Source organism: Neptuniibacter sp. SY11_33 (assembly GCF_047778025.1).
Lineage (GTDB): Bacteria > Pseudomonadota > Gammaproteobacteria > Pseudomonadales > Balneatricaceae > Neptuniibacter.
The window spans coordinates 1,925,370-1,941,849 of the sequence record NZ_CP180543.1; the positions used below are offsets into that span (position 1 = coordinate 1,925,370).

At 43.4% G+C, this 16,480-nt stretch carries 18 protein-coding genes; 10 read left to right on the plus strand and 8 right to left on the minus strand.

Annotation, left to right across the window (positions count from 1 at the left end; all coding sequences use genetic code 11):
* Positions 1-37: 37 nt before the first annotated feature.
* Positions 38-307: a hypothetical protein gene (locus tag ACMXYV_RS09125; RefSeq protein WP_415888187.1), complete on the minus strand. Its 270-nt coding sequence runs from the start codon at positions 305-307 to the stop codon at positions 38-40.
* Between the two features lie 388 nt (positions 308-695).
* Here ACMXYV_RS09125 and ACMXYV_RS09130 point away from each other — a divergent pair, with 388 nt between their 5' ends.
* Complete coding sequence (locus ACMXYV_RS09130; protein WP_415888188.1) at positions 696-2,225, plus strand: peptidoglycan-binding domain-containing protein; 1,530 nt, start codon at positions 696-698, stop codon at positions 2,223-2,225.
* A 72-nt stretch (positions 2,226-2,297) separates the two neighbouring features.
* On the opposite strand, the gene ACMXYV_RS09135 is transcribed toward ACMXYV_RS09130, so the two are convergent.
* Both ACMXYV_RS09135 and ACMXYV_RS09140 read right to left on the minus strand, forming a co-directional pair.
* A complete protein-coding gene (locus ACMXYV_RS09135; RefSeq protein ID WP_415888189.1) occupies positions 2,298-3,533 on the minus strand; it encodes a DEAD/DEAH box helicase in 1,236 nt (411 codons plus the stop codon).
* 2 nt (positions 3,534-3,535) lie between these two features.
* A complete protein-coding gene (locus ACMXYV_RS09140; protein WP_415888191.1) occupies positions 3,536-4,621 on the minus strand; it encodes a site-2 protease family protein in 1,086 nt (361 codons plus the stop codon).
* 136 nt (positions 4,622-4,757) lie between these two features.
* Between ACMXYV_RS09140 and arfA the strand changes: the two genes are divergently transcribed.
* A complete protein-coding gene (arfA, locus tag ACMXYV_RS09145) occupies positions 4,758-4,952 on the plus strand; it encodes an alternative ribosome rescue factor ArfA (protein WP_415888193.1) in 195 nt (64 codons plus the stop codon).
* Between the two features lie 64 nt (positions 4,953-5,016).
* Here arfA and ACMXYV_RS09150 read toward each other — a convergent pair whose 3' ends face one another.
* From ACMXYV_RS09150 to ACMXYV_RS09160, 3 genes are all read right to left on the minus strand, one after another.
* Positions 5,017-6,135, minus strand: a complete 1,119-nt coding sequence (locus ACMXYV_RS09150) for an agmatine deiminase family protein (RefSeq protein ID WP_415888195.1) — start codon at positions 6,133-6,135, stop codon at positions 5,017-5,019.
* 111 nt (positions 6,136-6,246) lie between these two features.
* A complete protein-coding gene (locus tag ACMXYV_RS09155) occupies positions 6,247-6,633 on the minus strand; it encodes a hypothetical protein (protein WP_415888196.1) in 387 nt (128 codons plus the stop codon).
* An 87-nt stretch (positions 6,634-6,720) separates the two neighbouring features.
* A complete protein-coding gene (locus ACMXYV_RS09160) occupies positions 6,721-7,086 on the minus strand; it encodes a hemerythrin family protein (RefSeq protein ID WP_415888197.1) in 366 nt (121 codons plus the stop codon).
* A 225-nt stretch (positions 7,087-7,311) separates the two neighbouring features.
* On the opposite strand from ACMXYV_RS09160, the gene ACMXYV_RS09165 reads away from it, so the two are divergent.
* Genes ACMXYV_RS09165 through ACMXYV_RS09175 form a run of 3 tightly spaced genes read left to right on the plus strand, consistent with a single transcriptional unit; the run spans position 7,312 to position 11,100 of the window.
* Entirely contained in the window at positions 7,312-8,649 is a 1,338-nt protein-coding gene (locus tag ACMXYV_RS09165) for a vWA domain-containing protein (RefSeq protein ID WP_415888198.1), read from the plus strand.
* Positions 8,650-8,674: 25 nt separating this feature from the next.
* Positions 8,675-10,405 (plus strand): sensor histidine kinase, encoded by a 1,731-nt coding sequence (locus ACMXYV_RS09170; protein ID WP_415888200.1) that lies wholly within the window; start codon positions 8,675-8,677, stop codon positions 10,403-10,405.
* 2 nt (positions 10,406-10,407) lie between these two features.
* The gene (locus ACMXYV_RS09175) at positions 10,408-11,100 is read left to right on the plus strand and encodes a response regulator transcription factor (protein ID WP_415888202.1); all 693 of its coding nucleotides are present in this window, start codon (positions 10,408-10,410) and stop codon (positions 11,098-11,100) included.
* 9 nt (positions 11,101-11,109) lie between these two features.
* On the opposite strand, the gene ACMXYV_RS09180 is transcribed toward ACMXYV_RS09175, so the two are convergent.
* A complete protein-coding gene (locus ACMXYV_RS09180; RefSeq protein WP_415888203.1) occupies positions 11,110-11,517 on the minus strand; it encodes a GNAT family N-acetyltransferase in 408 nt (135 codons plus the stop codon).
* Positions 11,518-11,781: 264 nt separating this feature from the next.
* On the opposite strand from ACMXYV_RS09180, the gene ACMXYV_RS09185 reads away from it, so the two are divergent.
* From ACMXYV_RS09185 to ACMXYV_RS09200, 4 genes are all read left to right on the plus strand, one after another.
* Positions 11,782-12,555: an ABC transporter ATP-binding protein gene (locus ACMXYV_RS09185; RefSeq protein ID WP_415888204.1), complete on the plus strand. Its 774-nt coding sequence runs from the start codon at positions 11,782-11,784 to the stop codon at positions 12,553-12,555.
* Positions 12,556-12,598: 43 nt separating this feature from the next.
* A complete protein-coding gene (locus ACMXYV_RS09190) occupies positions 12,599-13,348 on the plus strand; it encodes an ABC transporter substrate-binding protein (protein WP_415888205.1) in 750 nt (249 codons plus the stop codon).
* 69 nt (positions 13,349-13,417) lie between these two features.
* Positions 13,418-14,110, plus strand: a complete 693-nt coding sequence (locus ACMXYV_RS09195; RefSeq protein ID WP_415888207.1) for an ABC transporter permease — start codon at positions 13,418-13,420, stop codon at positions 14,108-14,110.
* Positions 14,107-14,832, plus strand: a complete 726-nt coding sequence (locus tag ACMXYV_RS09200; protein WP_415888208.1) for an ABC transporter permease — start codon at positions 14,107-14,109, stop codon at positions 14,830-14,832. The genes ACMXYV_RS09195 and ACMXYV_RS09200 overlap by 4 nt, the downstream gene beginning before the upstream one ends.
* On the opposite strand, the gene ACMXYV_RS09205 is transcribed toward ACMXYV_RS09200, so the two are convergent.
* Positions 14,829-15,476: a LysE/ArgO family amino acid transporter gene (locus ACMXYV_RS09205; protein ID WP_415888209.1), complete on the minus strand. Its 648-nt coding sequence runs from the start codon at positions 15,474-15,476 to the stop codon at positions 14,829-14,831. The two genes, ACMXYV_RS09200 and ACMXYV_RS09205, sit on opposite strands and share 4 nt — an antisense overlap.
* An 86-nt stretch (positions 15,477-15,562) precedes the next feature.
* Between ACMXYV_RS09205 and ACMXYV_RS09210 the strand changes: the two genes are divergently transcribed.
* Complete coding sequence (locus tag ACMXYV_RS09210) at positions 15,563-16,462, plus strand: LysR family transcriptional regulator ArgP (RefSeq protein ID WP_415888210.1); 900 nt, start codon at positions 15,563-15,565, stop codon at positions 16,460-16,462.
* Positions 16,463-16,480 lie beyond the last annotated feature (18 nt).

A 16,480-nucleotide genomic window follows, 5' to 3' on the forward strand; every position in this document is an offset into this window, starting at 1 on the left:
AAGTGGCGCGCAAAGCGCGTCATAGTTGAGCTGCTTGTTATGCATTGCTGAACCATTTATATGTGCCTATTGCCAGTGCAGCGACAAAAGAAACTAGTAAATATGTTGGAACTAAACTAACTAGAAATTGTGAAACGCCTATTTCACCTATTTTGGCAAACATTGCAGTTAGACCGCTTAATTCAACATGCTGCCCTGTCATAGCATGCCGGCCACTGAACTTTGTAGTAAGAGCAGCATATAAAATCGTAAGCGCCAATCCTAAGAATCCGCCATAAGTTATAGATTTAAGAATCAAAATACCCATGTGTTCCTTTAAGTGCATAACAGCTAAATATATGTCAGATTGACGTGTTTAAACGCGTCAATTTGACATATATCTCCATGAAATAATATTAGAAGTGTATTGTAACGATTTGATTAACATAAGCTTTCCTTGCTTAGTGGATTTTGACCTTCGATAAAAAGCGTCAATTTGACGTACTATCCTGACATATCCTTAAAACAGATTAAACACTGTATATAAATCCAACATTCACACTACATTTGGTATCTAAGCCACTGACACAACAATACCAACTCCCCTCTTAGCTTTTCTGGTTTTTAATTACATTAGAAAAATCCCATAAAGCTGAGCTTAAGGTTCGAGCTTTAGAATCGCCATTGTCCAAATGAACCCAACTTCAGGAAGAACAATGGTTATTACAACTAAAGGCGCAGCAAAACTAAGTCTAATATCAAGCGCTATCCTACTTGCAGCATGTAGTGCGAGTAACCCACAACAATCCCCATACTCTGCAGCAGAATTAGAGCAACGCAATCAAGCGCTATTAGAGCGTGAGAAAGCTGTATCTAAACGTGAAGCGCAAGCTCAAGATGCAGTGGCACGTAGCCAAGCAGGTGGCGATGAGTTATTACCGCCTAATGCTAAAGCTGGTGAATGCTACGCTCGCGTTTGGGTTGAGCCTACTTACCAAAACTACACTGAGCAGATGCTAGTTAAAGAGGAAAGCGAGAAGGTAGATATTATTCCGGCTCGCTTCGAGAAAGTGACTGAACAACTGCTTGTTCAGCCTGCTGGCGTAAAAATGGTTGCTGTTCCAGCTAAATACGAAACCGTTACTGAGCAGAAGCTTGTTCGTGAAGCAGGAACTGAATGGTTAGTAGCCCTTAACAAAGGCAGTGCACCAGCGAGTTCTGAGCTACTGAAAGCAGCGGCTAACCATGGCATTAATTTGAATGCAGCTACACCAGGTATGTGTTTCCACGAACACTATCTACCAGCTAAGTTTGAGCAAGTTAACGAAAGCGTACTTGTTCAAGAAGCTTACGATGTCGTTGAAACTGTACCTGCTGAATACCGCTGGGTAGAGAAAAAGGTACTAGTTAAAGAAGCGAGCTCTCGTATCGAACAGGTTCCAGCGCAGTACTCTTCTGTTTCTGAGCAGGTGGTAGACGTACCTGCTCACACAACTTGGAAAAAAGGCACAGGCCCAATCCAGAAGATCGATGAAGCAACTGGCGAGATCATGTGTCTAGTTGAAGTACCAGCTACCTACAAAACTATCACTAAGCGCGTGCTAGCAAGCCCTGCCACTACGCGTACTGTCGAGATCCCAGCTGTATACAAAACAGTTAAGGTTAAAGAGTTGGTATCTGAAGCGCGTGAGATTCGTAAAACAATCCCTGCGAAGTACAAAGACGTAGCTGTAACTAAGAAAGTTGCTGATGTTGGTTTTACATGGCACGAAGTTCATAACCATGAGCATCCTGCAAGCACGCGTACTGGCAATCAGATCTGTTTGACTGAGCACCCTGCCCAGTACAAAACAATCACTCGCCAAGTTGTAGCTCAAGAAGCAACAACTAAGAAGATCGAAATTCCAGCCAAGTATGAAACTGTCACCGTTACTAAGGAAGTTTCCGCGGCTTCTGAAAAACGTACAGTGATTCCTGCTGAGTACAAGACTGTATCGCTAAGCAAGATCGACAAAGCTGGCTTTATGGAATGGCGTTCGATTCTTTGTGAAACCAATATGACACAAGCTACGATCATGGATATCCAACGCGCTTTGGCTGCAAAAGGATATAACCCAGGTCAGATTGATGGTGTTGTAGGCAGTGACACTATGAGTGCGGTAAACAACTTCCAGCGTGATGAGAAGCTACCGACTGATAAATATATCAATATCGATACAGTAAAAGCCCTAGGCGTTGGTATCTAAGCTCTGATTTTTGATATTTAAAGCGTCCCCCAAAGCTCTGGTATGGAATGCTGTCCGCTACCGGAGCTTTTTTTATCTCTTAAAAGCGCGCTTTTTAGCACGTCTTTTCTGCGCGGCCTTTGTATTGTTTCGACTTATCTCAATTTCCCGAGTCAGATCCGGCTCAAAACCTTGTAACCACTGCTGCGGTAAACGTGTATCCAACAAGACTTCGATCTCTTCCAATAGATGATTCTGCTCTTCTATTAACAATGAGATAGCAACGCCCTTCTTGCCTGCTCTACCTGTTCTTCCAATACGGTGGATATAATCAGCTGCTTTAAATGGCATTTCGTAATTGATTACGGCTGGAAGGCTTTCTATATCGATGCCTCGTGCTGCCACATCCGTAGCCACTAAAACCTTAAGGAGCCCCTGTTTAAACTGTTCTAAAGCTTCTTCCCTCAGCTTTTGTGATCGATCTGCATGTATGGCATCGGCGGATATATTCGCTTGTTTAAGAGCCTCTACCAATTTATCTGCGCCCTGCTTTGTATTACAAAAGACAATCACTTGTGACCAGTCATGCTTTTCGACTAAGTGACTGACAATCGCTGACTTACGATCAGGGTCGCAGTTATAAACGATTTGCTCGACATCAGCTGCAGAGGAATTACGTTGATCGACTTCGATACGCTCAGGCTTATCTAACAAGTTCTTACTAAAGCGATAGATGGAATCACTTAAGGTCGCCGAGAAAAGCAGTACCTGCCGTGGCTGTACGTCGCGCTTAGGTAACTTGCTTAAAACTGCTTTAATCTCATCTTTAAAGCCCATATCCAACATACGGTCAGCTTCATCAAATACCAAATGAGTGACCTGCCTAAGATTTACGGCTCTCTTTTTATGTAGATCCAATAGGCGACCGGGCGTAGCCACCAGCACATCTATTCCTTTCTTGATTTGATCAACTTGAGGACCAATGCCTACGCCGCCATAAACTACGGCTGATCTAAACCCAGTTCCTTTGGCATATTTCTTAAAGCTGTTATTCACCTGCTGCGCTAACTCCCGTGTGGGCGCCAACACTAAAGCTTTGAGCCTTTTGTTTTGATCACTACTAAATTCAGGATCGGTCAGAATGGATTGCAAGATGGGCAGCGCAAAGGCAGCAGTTTTACCTGTCCCCGTTTGTGCACCGACAAGGAGATCTTTACCAGATAGAATGACAGGTATCGCTTCAGCTTGTACGGGTGTTGCTTCGCTATAACCTGCGGTATTAATGGCTGCGATTAAACTCTCGCACAAAGGCAAAGTGTCAAACTTCATAATCAACTTCCAAGAATTTGTAATGGCAGAGCAAGTGCACTATTACCTTGTTGGCCTAAGATCCAGATCACCCAACATAAACCACCTACTGTAGCGAAGTACCAGAGTGCTGATACTACCTGACCATAGCGTGCCAACGGCAATAGCTGACTACTGTGACGGTGTTTCCATTCGAGCACAATCTCGATACTACCCACAGCCAGCAAGAAGCCTAGCAGCGCCATACCAAAGTAATAGCTGATTACCACGCCAGCTAATGCGCCGACTACACAAATGATTAAGCCAAAAACAGAATTAACCGAAAAAGCTATACTCTTGAGAATGTGGCCACCATCTAGCGGTAACACAGGCAGCAAATTAAACAGGTTTAACAATGCATTGAATGCTGCAATCCCTGCCAACATTTCAATATCCGTCAACCAATATAGAACCAGAGCAACTACGGATAGAAATAAGCCAAATACCGGCCCCATGATAGAGATATAGACATCTTGCCAACGGGTGTTAATGCGATCATCAGATAAAGCCAAACCACCCAAAAACGGAACCAGATAAATCCCTTTGGTCTTTAATCCAAAACGCTTCATGGCCCGAACATGGCCATATTCATGGAAGACCAAACAAAGGATCAGTGCTAACGCGAATTCAAAGGAGAATAACCAGCTATACGCCGCCAAACTTCCTGCAGCAAACAGCACCTTGATGACCTTTGCGCTTTTAAAAAGCTTAAGGCCTAAAGATGCCATACCCAGTATGCTGATCTTATTTGGTTGTTTAACGACATTCTCAACCACTTGGGTTTCGATATCCTTTTCGGCTAGCTCACCACTTCCAAGCTTCTGATCTGCAACTGCTAGCTCATATTCCAGATTGAATGGCTGCCAAGTGAGTGACAAAGTTAGAACACATTCAATCTCTTCGCCTGTTCCCGTCATCAGAGCAAAACGGTGCTCTGTACTCTCAGCAGGATCTGCACTCGCCGCTATCTGAGACACTAACTGATTATCCCAATACAGGGCCTGCCATCCAGCCATTGAACCTTCAAGACGTAAAGTTTTGCCTAGACAATCGATGCGTAACAGCTGCACAGTAATTCCTGTTGCTTATAAATGAGTGTTTATAGAAAAAGCGTTTATCAATTAAGCGGCGCATTATAGCCAATCAGCGGTATAATGCAGCTTCTGCAATTGGAGAACGTCTAATTACATTAACAAGGACACAGGTATGAAAACGAAAACAACCGTATCCTCAACCCATGAGGTGGATACAGGTAGAGGAAAGATTAAACAAAATCACTTAGCAGCATTAGTCACTTCAAAGATTTTTAAATCCCAAGTGGTCAAAGCTAAAAAAGGTAAAGGCGCTTACAAACGTAAAGATAAACACAAAGGACGAGAGTCCTATTTAATAGCCGCTTAGTTAGTTTCAAACTGCCAAATACTAATTCAAGCTACTATCAAATAGGGCTCTTACCATTGTGAGGTTACAGCTTAATTTCCTGCTGAGTCGCACAATGGATGCTGCCGCCGCCCGAAGCGATACCATCAATAGCAATCTGCTCGATCACTCGATCAGGGAAAGCCTCTTCTAAAATACTACGTGCATTATTATCGGCGGTTTTATCGCCAAACTTTTGTGCGATCACAGCGCCATTACAAACATAGTAACCAATGTAACCTGCAGCAAAATCATCCGCGCCGAAACGTTCATCAATAATATCTGGCGTATCGATGATGACTAGATCTAACTTACGACTCTGGGCGTCGATACTGTTCTGTAATACTTCGATGTTTTCCCGCGTTATGTCGTAGTCATACGACTCTCGATAGTTATCCCGGCTTACCAACACCTGACCTGGTTTGATAAATCGCGCGTAAAAATCAGTGTGACCATCGGTAATATCTTTGCCTTTTATACCATCTAGCCAGATAATTTTTTTCAGTCCTAGTAGCTCTTTTAACTCACCTTCGATTGCTTGCTCACTCACGCCAGGGTTGCGATTATCGTTGACGATGCAGCTGCGAGTCATAATAGCAGTACCATCTCCATCCACCTCAAAGCAGCCACCTTCTAATACAAGCGAGGATTCTTCTGCGATAGCGCCAGATTGTTTAGCAATAAACCCAGCCACTTGTGCATCAAGCTCGTGATCCTGTTTATTGCCCCAACCATTAAAGTTAAAGTCGATTGCGTACTTTTGACCATCCGAACCTTTGACAAAGGTAGGGCCTGTATCCCGTAGCCACAGATCATCCACATCAAATTCGATTAGCTCTACCTTATGATTTAGCTCTGTAACATTACCGAGTAACTCTGTCGCTTCATCAATATCATAAGACGACACCAGCATAGAAACGGGCTCATATTTGGCGATGGTTCGCGCGATATCAATTAGATTTCGCTTTACTTCAGGAATTTGCCTGCGCGACCAAACATAGTCATTCGCAACAAACGCCATCCACGTTCGCTCATGTGGCGCACTTTCATCGGGCATGGACAATGTTATCTCAGAACTGGATTCACGCGCATGACTACCATTGCTTAGTGCAATACCACTTGCCAGCACCCCCATACTTTTCAAAAAGAACCGACGTGAAAACACAATAAATACCCTAAGAGAGATTTAAACTTTAAGACTTATAAATAGAGAAAATAAGTATGCGAGTAACTAAAACTCTAATACAAAATCACGAAAATGCCTGAGAAGACAGATTTACTTCCAGCGAACCACATCGCCGTGATCAAATACATGACCAGAAGCGACTTTACGGTAATTGATAAAGATATTGCTAAAAGAGACGCCGCTTCGCTTAGAAATAGAGAAGGCAACCGACTGCATCATCGCTTCAACACTGTCCATTTTATGGAAGCTCGGTGCATGAAGATCTACAAGGATAGGATGACTACCATTTTGCGGCTGACTTGCAGGCATCAGGCCAGCAACAGCGTAATGACGGGAAGGAATGTATTCCCAAGTAACAGTGATATGTTCGATACTGATATCAGTGGCGCGCGACAAGTCTGTAGTTATTCCTTTAATCATATTTGGGATATCGCATTCATCTTCAAAAGGTAAAGATTTAATACAGATTAATGGCATCGTTCGCACTCACTGCAAATGGTGAAGGCTTGAAGTTAAAACAAGCCAAGTACGAACACAAGACCTTAACATCTAATTTACAAATGCTTATTTCACTTTTGATTCCATAATATAAGCTTCGAGCTTCTTATCTACACCGAAAATATGGCGTTTCAGCCACTCAGTAAGAAAGTCAGAAAGCATATCTCTTAGCTGTGCGTCATAAGTGTGATGGTCATCCAGCATCTTTTTAAGTTCAGCACGGAATTTATTATGCGCTTGAAGATGGACACCAAAGTCTGGATAGTTCAACGCTTGCATGTACGCTTCTTCTAAGCAGAAATGGTGATCTGCATAATCATGAAGGCGAGTAAAAGTAGATACATCAACCTGCTCTGCTTTAATCTCATCGATCAGTTCAAACAGAACTTGATGCTGTTGGTCTTGCCAAATAAGTTCACTGGTGAGCGTCATATGAAGCTCCTGATTATAGTTATTTTTACAGCGTAACTTTCATTATGTAACAAGTAGAAACTGGGGATACTGATCTGAATCAGCTATCGACTAAACGGTTTGTAACAAACAGCTTGCGAGGTTTTTACAAATCTTTTACAACTTCTATATATCTATCTGACTTTCTATAGGCGGAACTGACCTAAATTTGCAGCATGTGATTAAGGTTAATAAAGGACGAACATCATGAAAGCGCACCGCCTACCCAAAATTCTGCTAGCAACATTTCTGACGGTTGCAGGCCCCCTACTCAGTCAAACTGCCACTGCAAAACAGGTAGATCTAAATATCAATCTAGCAACACCGGTGATGACGGCTGAACAAAACCACAACGCATTTATCAAGATCTCTTTAGAGGGTATTAAACAAGAAAGTCAGCAACAACGTGTAGCTGCCAATATTGCGATTGTTCTGGATAAGTCCGGTTCAATGCAGGGCGAAAAGCTGTATCGTGCAAAAGAAGCTGCAATCATGGCGATCAATCGCCTAAATCAGAACGATATTGTTTCTGTTGTGAGTTACGACAACCGCGTTAATGTTGTTGTACCGGCTACAAAGGTTAGCGATAGCAACAGTATTGCTCGCGCAATCAATAAGATCCAAGCCCACGGTAACACCGCGCTATTTGCCGGTGTCAGCAAAGGCGCACAAGAACTACGTAAGTTTCTCGATCTAAATAAAGTTAACCGTGTCATTCTACTTTCCGATGGTTTAGCCAATGTAGGTCCAAGCACACCCAATGAGCTAGGTAAACTTGGCCTCTCTTTAGCTAGAGAAGGCATGAGTGTAACGACTATAGGTCTTGGCCTTGGCTATAACGAGGACTTAATGACTCAGCTTGCCGGCTTTAGCGATGGCAATCACGCCTTTGTAGAGAACGCTGATGACCTAGCACGAGTATTCCAATACGAATTTGGTGATGTATTGTCGGTGGTTGCTCAAGGTGTTGATATTCATATCCGCTGCTTAAACGGCGTAAAACCATTGCGCATTATCGGACGTGAAGCTGAAATCGAAGGCAATATGGTTAAAACACGCTTGAACCAGCTATATAGCGAACAAGAGAAGTTTATTATTCTGGAGGTAGAGGTACCTTCTCAACAGGATAAGAGCAGCATCAACTTAGTCGATGTCGATGTAAACTACTTAGATCTTCTAAACAAACGTAAAGAAGCCCTTTCTAGCTCGGTTGCAGCAAACTTTACTCGCTCCGAACAGGAAGCTAAGGACGCGATCGATACCCGTACTTATGAAGCCGCAGCAGAACAGGTCGCGAATGAACTAAACCGTGAAGCAGTACAGAAACGTGACCAAGGTGATATTGAGGGCGCAAAATCTATTTTGCAGCAAAGCGCTGATTATCTAGATAACTTAGGTACCTCTCTAGCCTCCCCTAAACTGCTAGAACAGAAAGCAGAAGCGCTACAAGATGCGGAAGAGCTTGATGATGAACAGGAATGGGGTAAAAAACGTAAAGAGCTTAAAGAACGTCAATATAAACGCGCTAAGCAACAAAGCTACTAACCGTTTAGTTAACTGAGAATCTATTGTGAATAAGACGATCCTACTGCTAATCAGCCTAATTTTAATCCCTGTCGTCATACTAGGTTGGTTAGCGGCTCGTCTAGAAACGAACCAACAAGCCCTTCTATCTCATCAAATCGAAGGGCTGGTTGAAATCAAACTGGAAGAGATTGATCAACAGTTCCAGAATCATTTCCAAAACTTAGAACAAGCACTCAATGCTGAATCCCAACTACTACTGCAAAGCAAAGATGCTCAATACCCAGAAACAACGCTTAAGACTCTGAGCCAATCTAGCCCATATATTGAACAGGTATTTGTGATCTCCGCTGAAGGCACAACACTTTTTCCATCAGAATCATCCAAGAACCCAAGTGAAATTGCATTTTTACAATCAACTAAACGCCTACGTTCGTCACCCGATATATTCCAAATTCAAAACAAAGCACCTGAGCAGATAAATCTAGCGGCTAGCCCTTATAGCGCACAACTTAAAGCTGCCCCAGAATCAAAACGGATCGAGCTAGCAGCTCCGCGCCAACTAGCGTCAAACATTGCAGCAGATAGCGTAGCCGAGATTGCTATAACCTCCGCCGAACCTTTGGCCACAACGCCTTCTATATCGTTTATCGATTCGGGTTGGATTGCTTGGTTTAATAACAGTCAGCTGCAACATATCTATTGGCGTAAAGATTCAGAGGGTGCGCTATTAGGCTTTTCTATTAACAGTGCTCGATTGCTGTCAGATCTAATCAACTCTTTGCCAACCAGTAATGAGCAAGAAACCAGCAATCAAGCAATTGCCTTGATCAACAGTCGTGGTGAAGTACATTACGAATGGGGCGATCCCACAATCGAGACTCAGCAGCTCAAGCCTCTGGATAGCCTTCCACTGAGCCATCCTCTAGGTAGTTGGAAATTAGAGTATTACTCCCCTAACTTAATCAAACCAACTTCTAATTGGATCGAGAAATTATCTATTCTTTCACTCACGCTGTCTGGATTATTAATCCTTGCTTGGCTGATCTATAGAGAACATACACGAACAACACGTCTAGCCGAGCAAAGAGTAAACTTTGTTAATCAAGTCTCCCACGAGCTAAAAACGCCCCTGACGAATGTTCGGATGTATGCGGAGATGCTTGAGCGAAAACTTGATGACGAAGATAGCAAAGCTCAGCGCTATCTCTCGGTAATTAATAGTGAAAGCCAGCGCCTATCACGCTTGATAGAAAACGTCCTGACCTTCTCGAAGCTTGGTAAAGAACCTAAGCCACTGCACCTGCAACCGGGGACATTAAAAGAGTGCGTTGAACATACAATCGATGTATTTATGCCCTCTTTAACTCAACATGGTCTGTCTGTTGAATTAGATCTGCAATGCGATAAACAAGTGATGTTAGATCAGAACTGCATTGAGCAGATCTTAAATAACCTACTAAGCAATTGTGAAAAGTATGCGCCTCAAACAGGTGCCATACAGATCCGCTGCTGCAGCGATAACCAGCAAAGTTATATAGAAGTCCAAGATGCCGGTGAAGGGATCTCTGAATCCCTTTGGGAGAGCGTTTTCTCTCCTTTCTACCGTATCAGTAATAAATTAAGTGACGGTGTATCTGGCACAGGTATTGGTCTAAGTATTGCCAGAGAGATGGCTAGAAAACATGGTGGTGATCTGGTCATTATTCCTAGCGAACTAGGGACCTGTTTCCGTCTAGAGCTACATACACCTGATAGTCATCACAGGGAGTCTTAACAATGAAAATCCTGATCGCTGAAGATGATCTAAATATCAGGCTTGGGCTTTGTGATCTATTAGAAGATGAAGGTTACACCTGCATTGAAGCGTCTAATGGTGCCGATGCACTGGTGCTGTTTGCTCAACATAATCCAGATCTGGTTTTACTCGACATTATGATGCCGGAGTTAGACGGTTATGCCGCCTGCAGAAAGATCCGACAGCTCGATGAACAAGTTCCCGTTATCTTTATTACCGCCAAATCTGAAGAGATTGATCAAGTACTTGGTCTAGAGCTAGGCGCGGACGATTACATCAAAAAGCCCTTTGGCACTCGAGAAGTGATCGCGCGTATTAGAGCCGTGATACGTCGCTGCGCGCCTAAAGGGAGTTCGTCAACCCAAGCCCCTAAGAATCAGTTCGAGCTGGCTGATCTCGTAGTTTACCCTGAGCAAATGCGTGCAGAGCGAGAGGGTCATAAGATTGAGCTAACCCTACGTGATGTAAAAATACTGGAACTACTTCATCAGGAGCAAGGCAAGGTCGTAACAAGGGATATGCTATTTGATTACTGCTGGGGCCGAAACTACCTACCAAGCAGCAGGACACTAGATCAACACATTTCCAAGCTAAGAAAACTAATTGAATTAGATCCAAAACATCCGCAGATAATCACGACCGTCCATGGTATTGGCTATCGCTATGATGGCTGAGAATGATGCTTAGTGTTCATTTCCTTCATAGATCCACATGGATGACGTTTCCCCCGCCTTCTCAAACCCTAAGGATTTATAAAACCGAATCGCATTACCATCAGCGGTTAACATCTGCTGGTGGAAACCTTTATAACGTTTTTTCATCACCTGCATGATCTTGCTACCGATGCCACATCGGTGGAAATCTGGATCCACCAGCATGTGCGGATAATAGACGACGAGATGCCCATCTGAGATAGCATTGGCTAAGCCAACTAGCCTGCCATCGATCCGAGCAGTAATTAAACTATGTGAATTTCTTAATGCTGCTAAAAGCGCTTTTGGCTTTTCTGCAGATGACCACTCATTAGCCTTATACAGTGCAACAACCTCATCCTCTTGGATTACATCTGTACAATTTATATCCACAATCATCAAATTTCCTTAATTTTTTTGCCTAAAATTAGTTTAGTGGAATTACCTGTCTTTGGCAGATTGATCAGTAATGAATCCCGTTAAAACGGCTCAAACAGTAGAATCCACTAATACACCAAAGGCCCCGTATTTAAAGGGCTGCAGACATGTATAGATTAACAAATTTATTCATGATCATTTGATCAATCTGCCATTGCGAACACTATCTGATTTTGCTGTAATTCGCCGCTTTCGTTTAAAAAGGTACACTGGAGTACCGATTTTATGGCTGACGCAAAGCTCGCTCTGGAAATACAAGACCTTCATAAAAGCTATGGCGCTTTGGAGGTTATTAAAGGCATCTCACTACAAGCTGAAGTTGGCGATGTGATCTCAATTTTGGGGTCTAGCGGCTCAGGCAAAAGTACCTTCCTACGTTGCCTTAACCTACTTGAATCCCCTTCCGCAGGAAGCATTAGTTTTGCATCTGAGCCATTAAAGCTTAAGCAAACCAAAGATGAAGGTTTGCAAACAGCGGATCAAAAGCAGTTAGAACGAATCCGTGCATCGATTGGTTTTGTATTTCAAAACTTCAATCTCTGGCCTCATATGACCGTGATCGAAAATATCATGGAAGCCCCAATTCATGTCCTTAAACAAGATAAGCAAACTGCTAGAGATAAAGCAGAAACCTATCTAAAAAAAGTGGGCTTATACGATAAACGAGATAGCTATCCTAACCAGTTATCCGGAGGCCAGCAGCAACGCATCGCTATAGCACGTGCATTGGCGATGGAACCCCAAGTTTTACTCTTTGACGAACCAACCTCCGCACTTGATCCAGAACTTGTCGCAGAAGTGCTAAATGTTATGCGAGACCTCGCAGCTGAAGGACGCACGATGTTGATCGTCACCCATGAGATGCGTTTTGCCCGTGAAGTATCCAGCAAAATTGTATTTCTACATGAAGGCCAAATTGAGGAGATGGGCACACCTGATGAGGTGTTTACCAATCCTAAATCTGAACGCTGCAAAGCATTTTTAAGCAGTCATTTCTAATCCAGCCTGCAACTAACAATAAATATTCCGCGAGGATCATAAGATGGGATTTAAGAAATTAATTACAACAACAGCACTTGTTGTCTCTACTCTGGCAGCACCTGCCTTTGCTGGCGATAAAATCCGTATCGCTACTGAAGGTGCATACGCGCCCTTCAACACCATTAATGCTGATGGCGAACTAGCAGGTTTTGATGTAGATATTGCTAAAGCGCTTTGTGAAGAGATGAAAGCTGACTGCAAAATCGTTGCTCAAGATTGGGACGGCATCATTCCTGGCTTAAAAGCACGTAAGTACGATGCAATCATTGCCAGCCTTTCAATCACACCAGAGCGTCAACGTGTCGTCGCGTTTACTGATCACTACTACTCAAACTCTCTTGGTTTTGTCAGCGGTAAAGATGGCGATTTCGATCCAAACGCCCTAAAAGGCAAAACCATTGGTGCACAACGCGCAACGATTGCAGGCCAGCACCTAGAAGATAACTATTCAGACAAAGCTTCAGTCAAATTGTATGACACTCAAGGTAACGCTTACCTAGATCTAGCGAGCGGGCGTTTGGATGCGATCCTGTCTGACAAACTACCGGCTTACGATTGGTTACAAACCGAAGAAGGTAAAAACTTCGAATTTCGTGGCGATAAGATCGATGTTAACGACAAGATCGCTATCGCAGTCCGCAAACGCGATGCTGAATTGAAAGACAAGTTCAACCAAGCATTAAAAGCGATCATTGAGAACGGTACTTACGAAAAGATTAACGCTAAGTACTTCCCATTCTCTATCTACTAAGCTTAAACACTGAAAACTAGGGAAAAGCAGGATAAAACCTGCTTTTCCTGTTTCATCAGGTATCTCTATATGGATCTTCAGGGCTTTGGGCACCTCTTAATTAGTGGCGCTTGGATAACCGTTCAATTAGCTATTTGCAGCTTAGTCATTGGCCTCGTCTTCGGGGTTTTGGGTGCAAGTGCAAAGCTATCTAAATACAAATTTGCTAACGCTATTGGCAATGGTTACACCCTGTTTATTAGGGGCATGCCTGAATTACTACTCGTCCTGACAATCTATTTTGGTTCATCTGCCGTTTTGATGGAGATAGCCAGCCTGTTCGGTTATGACGAATATATTGAGCTAAGCCCATTTGTAGCCGGTGTCATCGCATTAAGTATCGCGTTTGGCGCTTATGCCACAGAGGTGTTCCGTAGCGCACTTCAAGAGATCCCTAAGGGCCAAAAAGAAGCAGCTGTTGCCCTTGGCATGACAGGCTTCCAAACATTTCGCCGCATTACCTTGCCACAAGTTTGGCGCTTGGCCTTACCCGGATTAGGTAACCTATTCTTAGTTCTTTTAAAAGATACTGCACTGGTTTCTGTTATAGGCCTTAACGAACTCATGCGCCAAACCACCGTTGCGGTTGGCAATACAAAAGAGCCTTTTACTTTCTACTTAGCTGCAGCAGTGGTTTATCTCCTCATGACTTCAATCTCAATGATCGGCTTACATTACCTAGAGCGAAAAGCTAATCGTGGTTATAAAGGAGCACGAGCATGAGTTGGGAATGGGAAGTAATCTACGAAAACTACCCTCGCCTATTAGAAGGCGCACTATTAACTTTAGAGCTGGTTCTATTATCCGGCTTTATTGGCCTTATGCTGGCAGTACCATTAGCACTTATGCGTGTTTCTAGTCGCCCTTGGTTACAAGCATTTCCTCTTGCTTATATTTTCTTTTTCCGCGGTACACCGTTATTGATACAGATTTTCTTGGTGTACTACGGTGCTTCTCAGTTTGAATTCATTAAGAACTCTGCGCTTTGGCCCATCCTTAAAGAACCTTACTGGTGTGCCATCATCACCTTTGCGCTCCATACTGCGGCTTATATCGCTGAAATACTTCGTGGCGCTATTCAATCTATCCCTAAAGGCGAGATTGAAGCCGCTAAAGCCTTAGGCATGAGCTACCCACTTATGTTGCGACGTATCATCCTACCTCGCGCATTTGGCATTATGATGCCTGCCTATGGCAATGAAGTGATCCTAATGCTCAAAGGCAGCGCCCTAGCCAGCACTATCACACTACTCGATCTAACGGGAATGGCACGCACAATCATCGCTAGAACTTATACGCCGCTCGAAATATTCTTCGCAGCCGGTGTGATCTATCTAATTATCAGTGCCCTTTTGGTGCTTTTATTCCGCTATATGGAAAAACGCTTTAATCGCCACCAGCACTGGCCGAATGAAAAGCCAAAAGATTTAGACCCTCAGCATTAACCTGAATGACTAAACATGATGGGCCAGAGCAGTGTTACCGCAATGGCCCACATGGTTAGCCAAATAGCCAGATCCATAACCTGCCATGCTCTTGGATTATTGAATATTGGCTGACAAACCTTTGCTCCAGCCACCAGTAGCCAAAACCAAAAGCATGAAAAACCCATCGCACCTATAGCAAACCATACTCTCTCAGGCGCTGGGTATTGCCCCCCAATACTCCCTAAAAGCACCACAGTATCTAAATACACATGGGGATTGAGCAGTGTAATCACCAAAGTAACGATCAAGGCTTTACCTAAACCACCCAAAACCATTTCATTTTCTTTAATTACCTGCGGTTTTAAACCTTTGAGCAGGGACTGAGCGCCATATACAAACAGAAAAACCGCCCCGCCAATCCGAGCTGCGAACATCCAGCTCTCTGATTGGGCGATCAGGATACCCATACCTGCCACCCCAACAGCGATCAAAATCATGTCAATCAGGGCGCACAAGGCTGCTATCGGCCAGTGAAACTGACGACGTAAACCTTGAGTAAATACAAAGGTATTTTGGCTTCCCATCGCAACTATAAGGCCTGCACTTGTCGCTAAGCCCTTTATCAATGCTGCCAAAGCCGCGCCTGTGAAAATAGATACCATACCGCCCCCTGAATAATGGCAGGCATAGTGCTAGACTTTCACAAGCCAGTAAAACTAATAATTCTAATGATTGATAAGTTTTTCTAATGATTGATTACAAACAACTCCAAGCACTTGCAGCAATTCTCGAAGAAGGTAATTTTGATAAGGCCGCAGAGAAGCTCAACATCTCTCAATCAGCTGTATCTCAGCGCTTAAAACAGTTAGAGGACAGTGTTGGGCAAACACTGATTATCAGAAATACGCCTATACAAGCGACAACGGCTGGGCAGCTGTTACTGAAGCATTACCACCAAGTATCTCTGCTACAAGCAGAACTACAGGAACAGATATCACTTGAGCAATCGGATGGCTTTACGAAAATTTCTATTGGCTTAAACGCAGATAGCTTAGCTACTTGGTTTTTAGACGCGGTAAAACCGCTGCTTGATGACGAAAAAATCCTTCTAGATCTAAAACTGGACGATCAAGATCAGACTCATCACTTTCTTAAAACAGGTCAAGTGATCGGGTGCATCAGTTCTAATCCAAAACCAATGCAAGGCTGCAGTTGTATTCCACTTGGTGTCATGATTTATCGCTGCCTAGCCAGCCCCGATTACATCAATCAATACTTTCCAGACGGCATAAACACCGAAGATTTTTACAACGCCCCTGTTGCTGAATTTAACAATAAGGACGAACTTCAGAACAGATATCTAAAAGACAATTTTAAGATTGGTCCAAACGAATATCCGAAACACCGTATTCCCTCTACTGAATCATTTTTCAATATCATCATTCGAGGCCACGCTTGCGGCATGGTGCCAGATCAGCAAAGTAAAGAGTTACAGGCTTCAGGAAAAGTAGTTGATATGACCCCAGGAAGGTTTATCGAAGTCCCGCTTTATTGGCATATCTGGAGCCTTAAATCCGGACTATTCCAGAGATTAACACAGAGGCTAAGAAAGCAAGCAGAGTGTGACCTTTCACCCATAAGCCATTAATAATGTTAATGATTTATC

Coding starts and splice junctions, on each gene's coding strand:
- ACMXYV_RS09210 (WP_415888210.1), top strand. CDS start 15,563: ATGATTGATTACAAACAACTCCAAGCACTTGCAGCAATTCTCGAAGAA.
- ACMXYV_RS09180 (WP_415888203.1), bottom strand. CDS start 11,517: ATGATTGTGGATATAAATTGTACAGATGTAATCCAAGAGGATGAGGTT.
- ACMXYV_RS09175 (WP_415888202.1), top strand. CDS start 10,408: ATGAAAATCCTGATCGCTGAAGATGATCTAAATATCAGGCTTGGGCTT.
- ACMXYV_RS09205 (WP_415888209.1), bottom strand. CDS start 15,476: ATGGTATCTATTTTCACAGGCGCGGCTTTGGCAGCATTGATAAAGGGC.
- ACMXYV_RS09200 (WP_415888208.1), top strand. CDS start 14,107: ATGAGTTGGGAATGGGAAGTAATCTACGAAAACTACCCTCGCCTATTA.
- ACMXYV_RS09135 (WP_415888189.1), bottom strand. CDS start 3,533: ATGAAGTTTGACACTTTGCCTTTGTGCGAGAGTTTAATCGCAGCCATT.
- ACMXYV_RS09130 (WP_415888188.1), top strand. CDS start 696: ATGGTTATTACAACTAAAGGCGCAGCAAAACTAAGTCTAATATCAAGC.
- ACMXYV_RS09190 (WP_415888205.1), top strand. CDS start 12,599: ATGGGATTTAAGAAATTAATTACAACAACAGCACTTGTTGTCTCTACT.
- ACMXYV_RS09160 (WP_415888197.1), bottom strand. CDS start 7,086: ATGACGCTCACCAGTGAACTTATTTGGCAAGACCAACAGCATCAAGTT.
- arfA (WP_415888193.1), top strand. CDS start 4,758: ATGAAAACGAAAACAACCGTATCCTCAACCCATGAGGTGGATACAGGT.
- ACMXYV_RS09125 (WP_415888187.1), bottom strand. CDS start 307: ATGGGTATTTTGATTCTTAAATCTATAACTTATGGCGGATTCTTAGGA.
- ACMXYV_RS09155 (WP_415888196.1), bottom strand. CDS start 6,633: ATGCCATTAATCTGTATTAAATCTTTACCTTTTGAAGATGAATGCGAT.
- ACMXYV_RS09165 (WP_415888198.1), top strand. CDS start 7,312: ATGAAAGCGCACCGCCTACCCAAAATTCTGCTAGCAACATTTCTGACG.
- ACMXYV_RS09195 (WP_415888207.1), top strand. CDS start 13,418: ATGGATCTTCAGGGCTTTGGGCACCTCTTAATTAGTGGCGCTTGGATA.
- ACMXYV_RS09185 (WP_415888204.1), top strand. CDS start 11,782: ATGGCTGACGCAAAGCTCGCTCTGGAAATACAAGACCTTCATAAAAGC.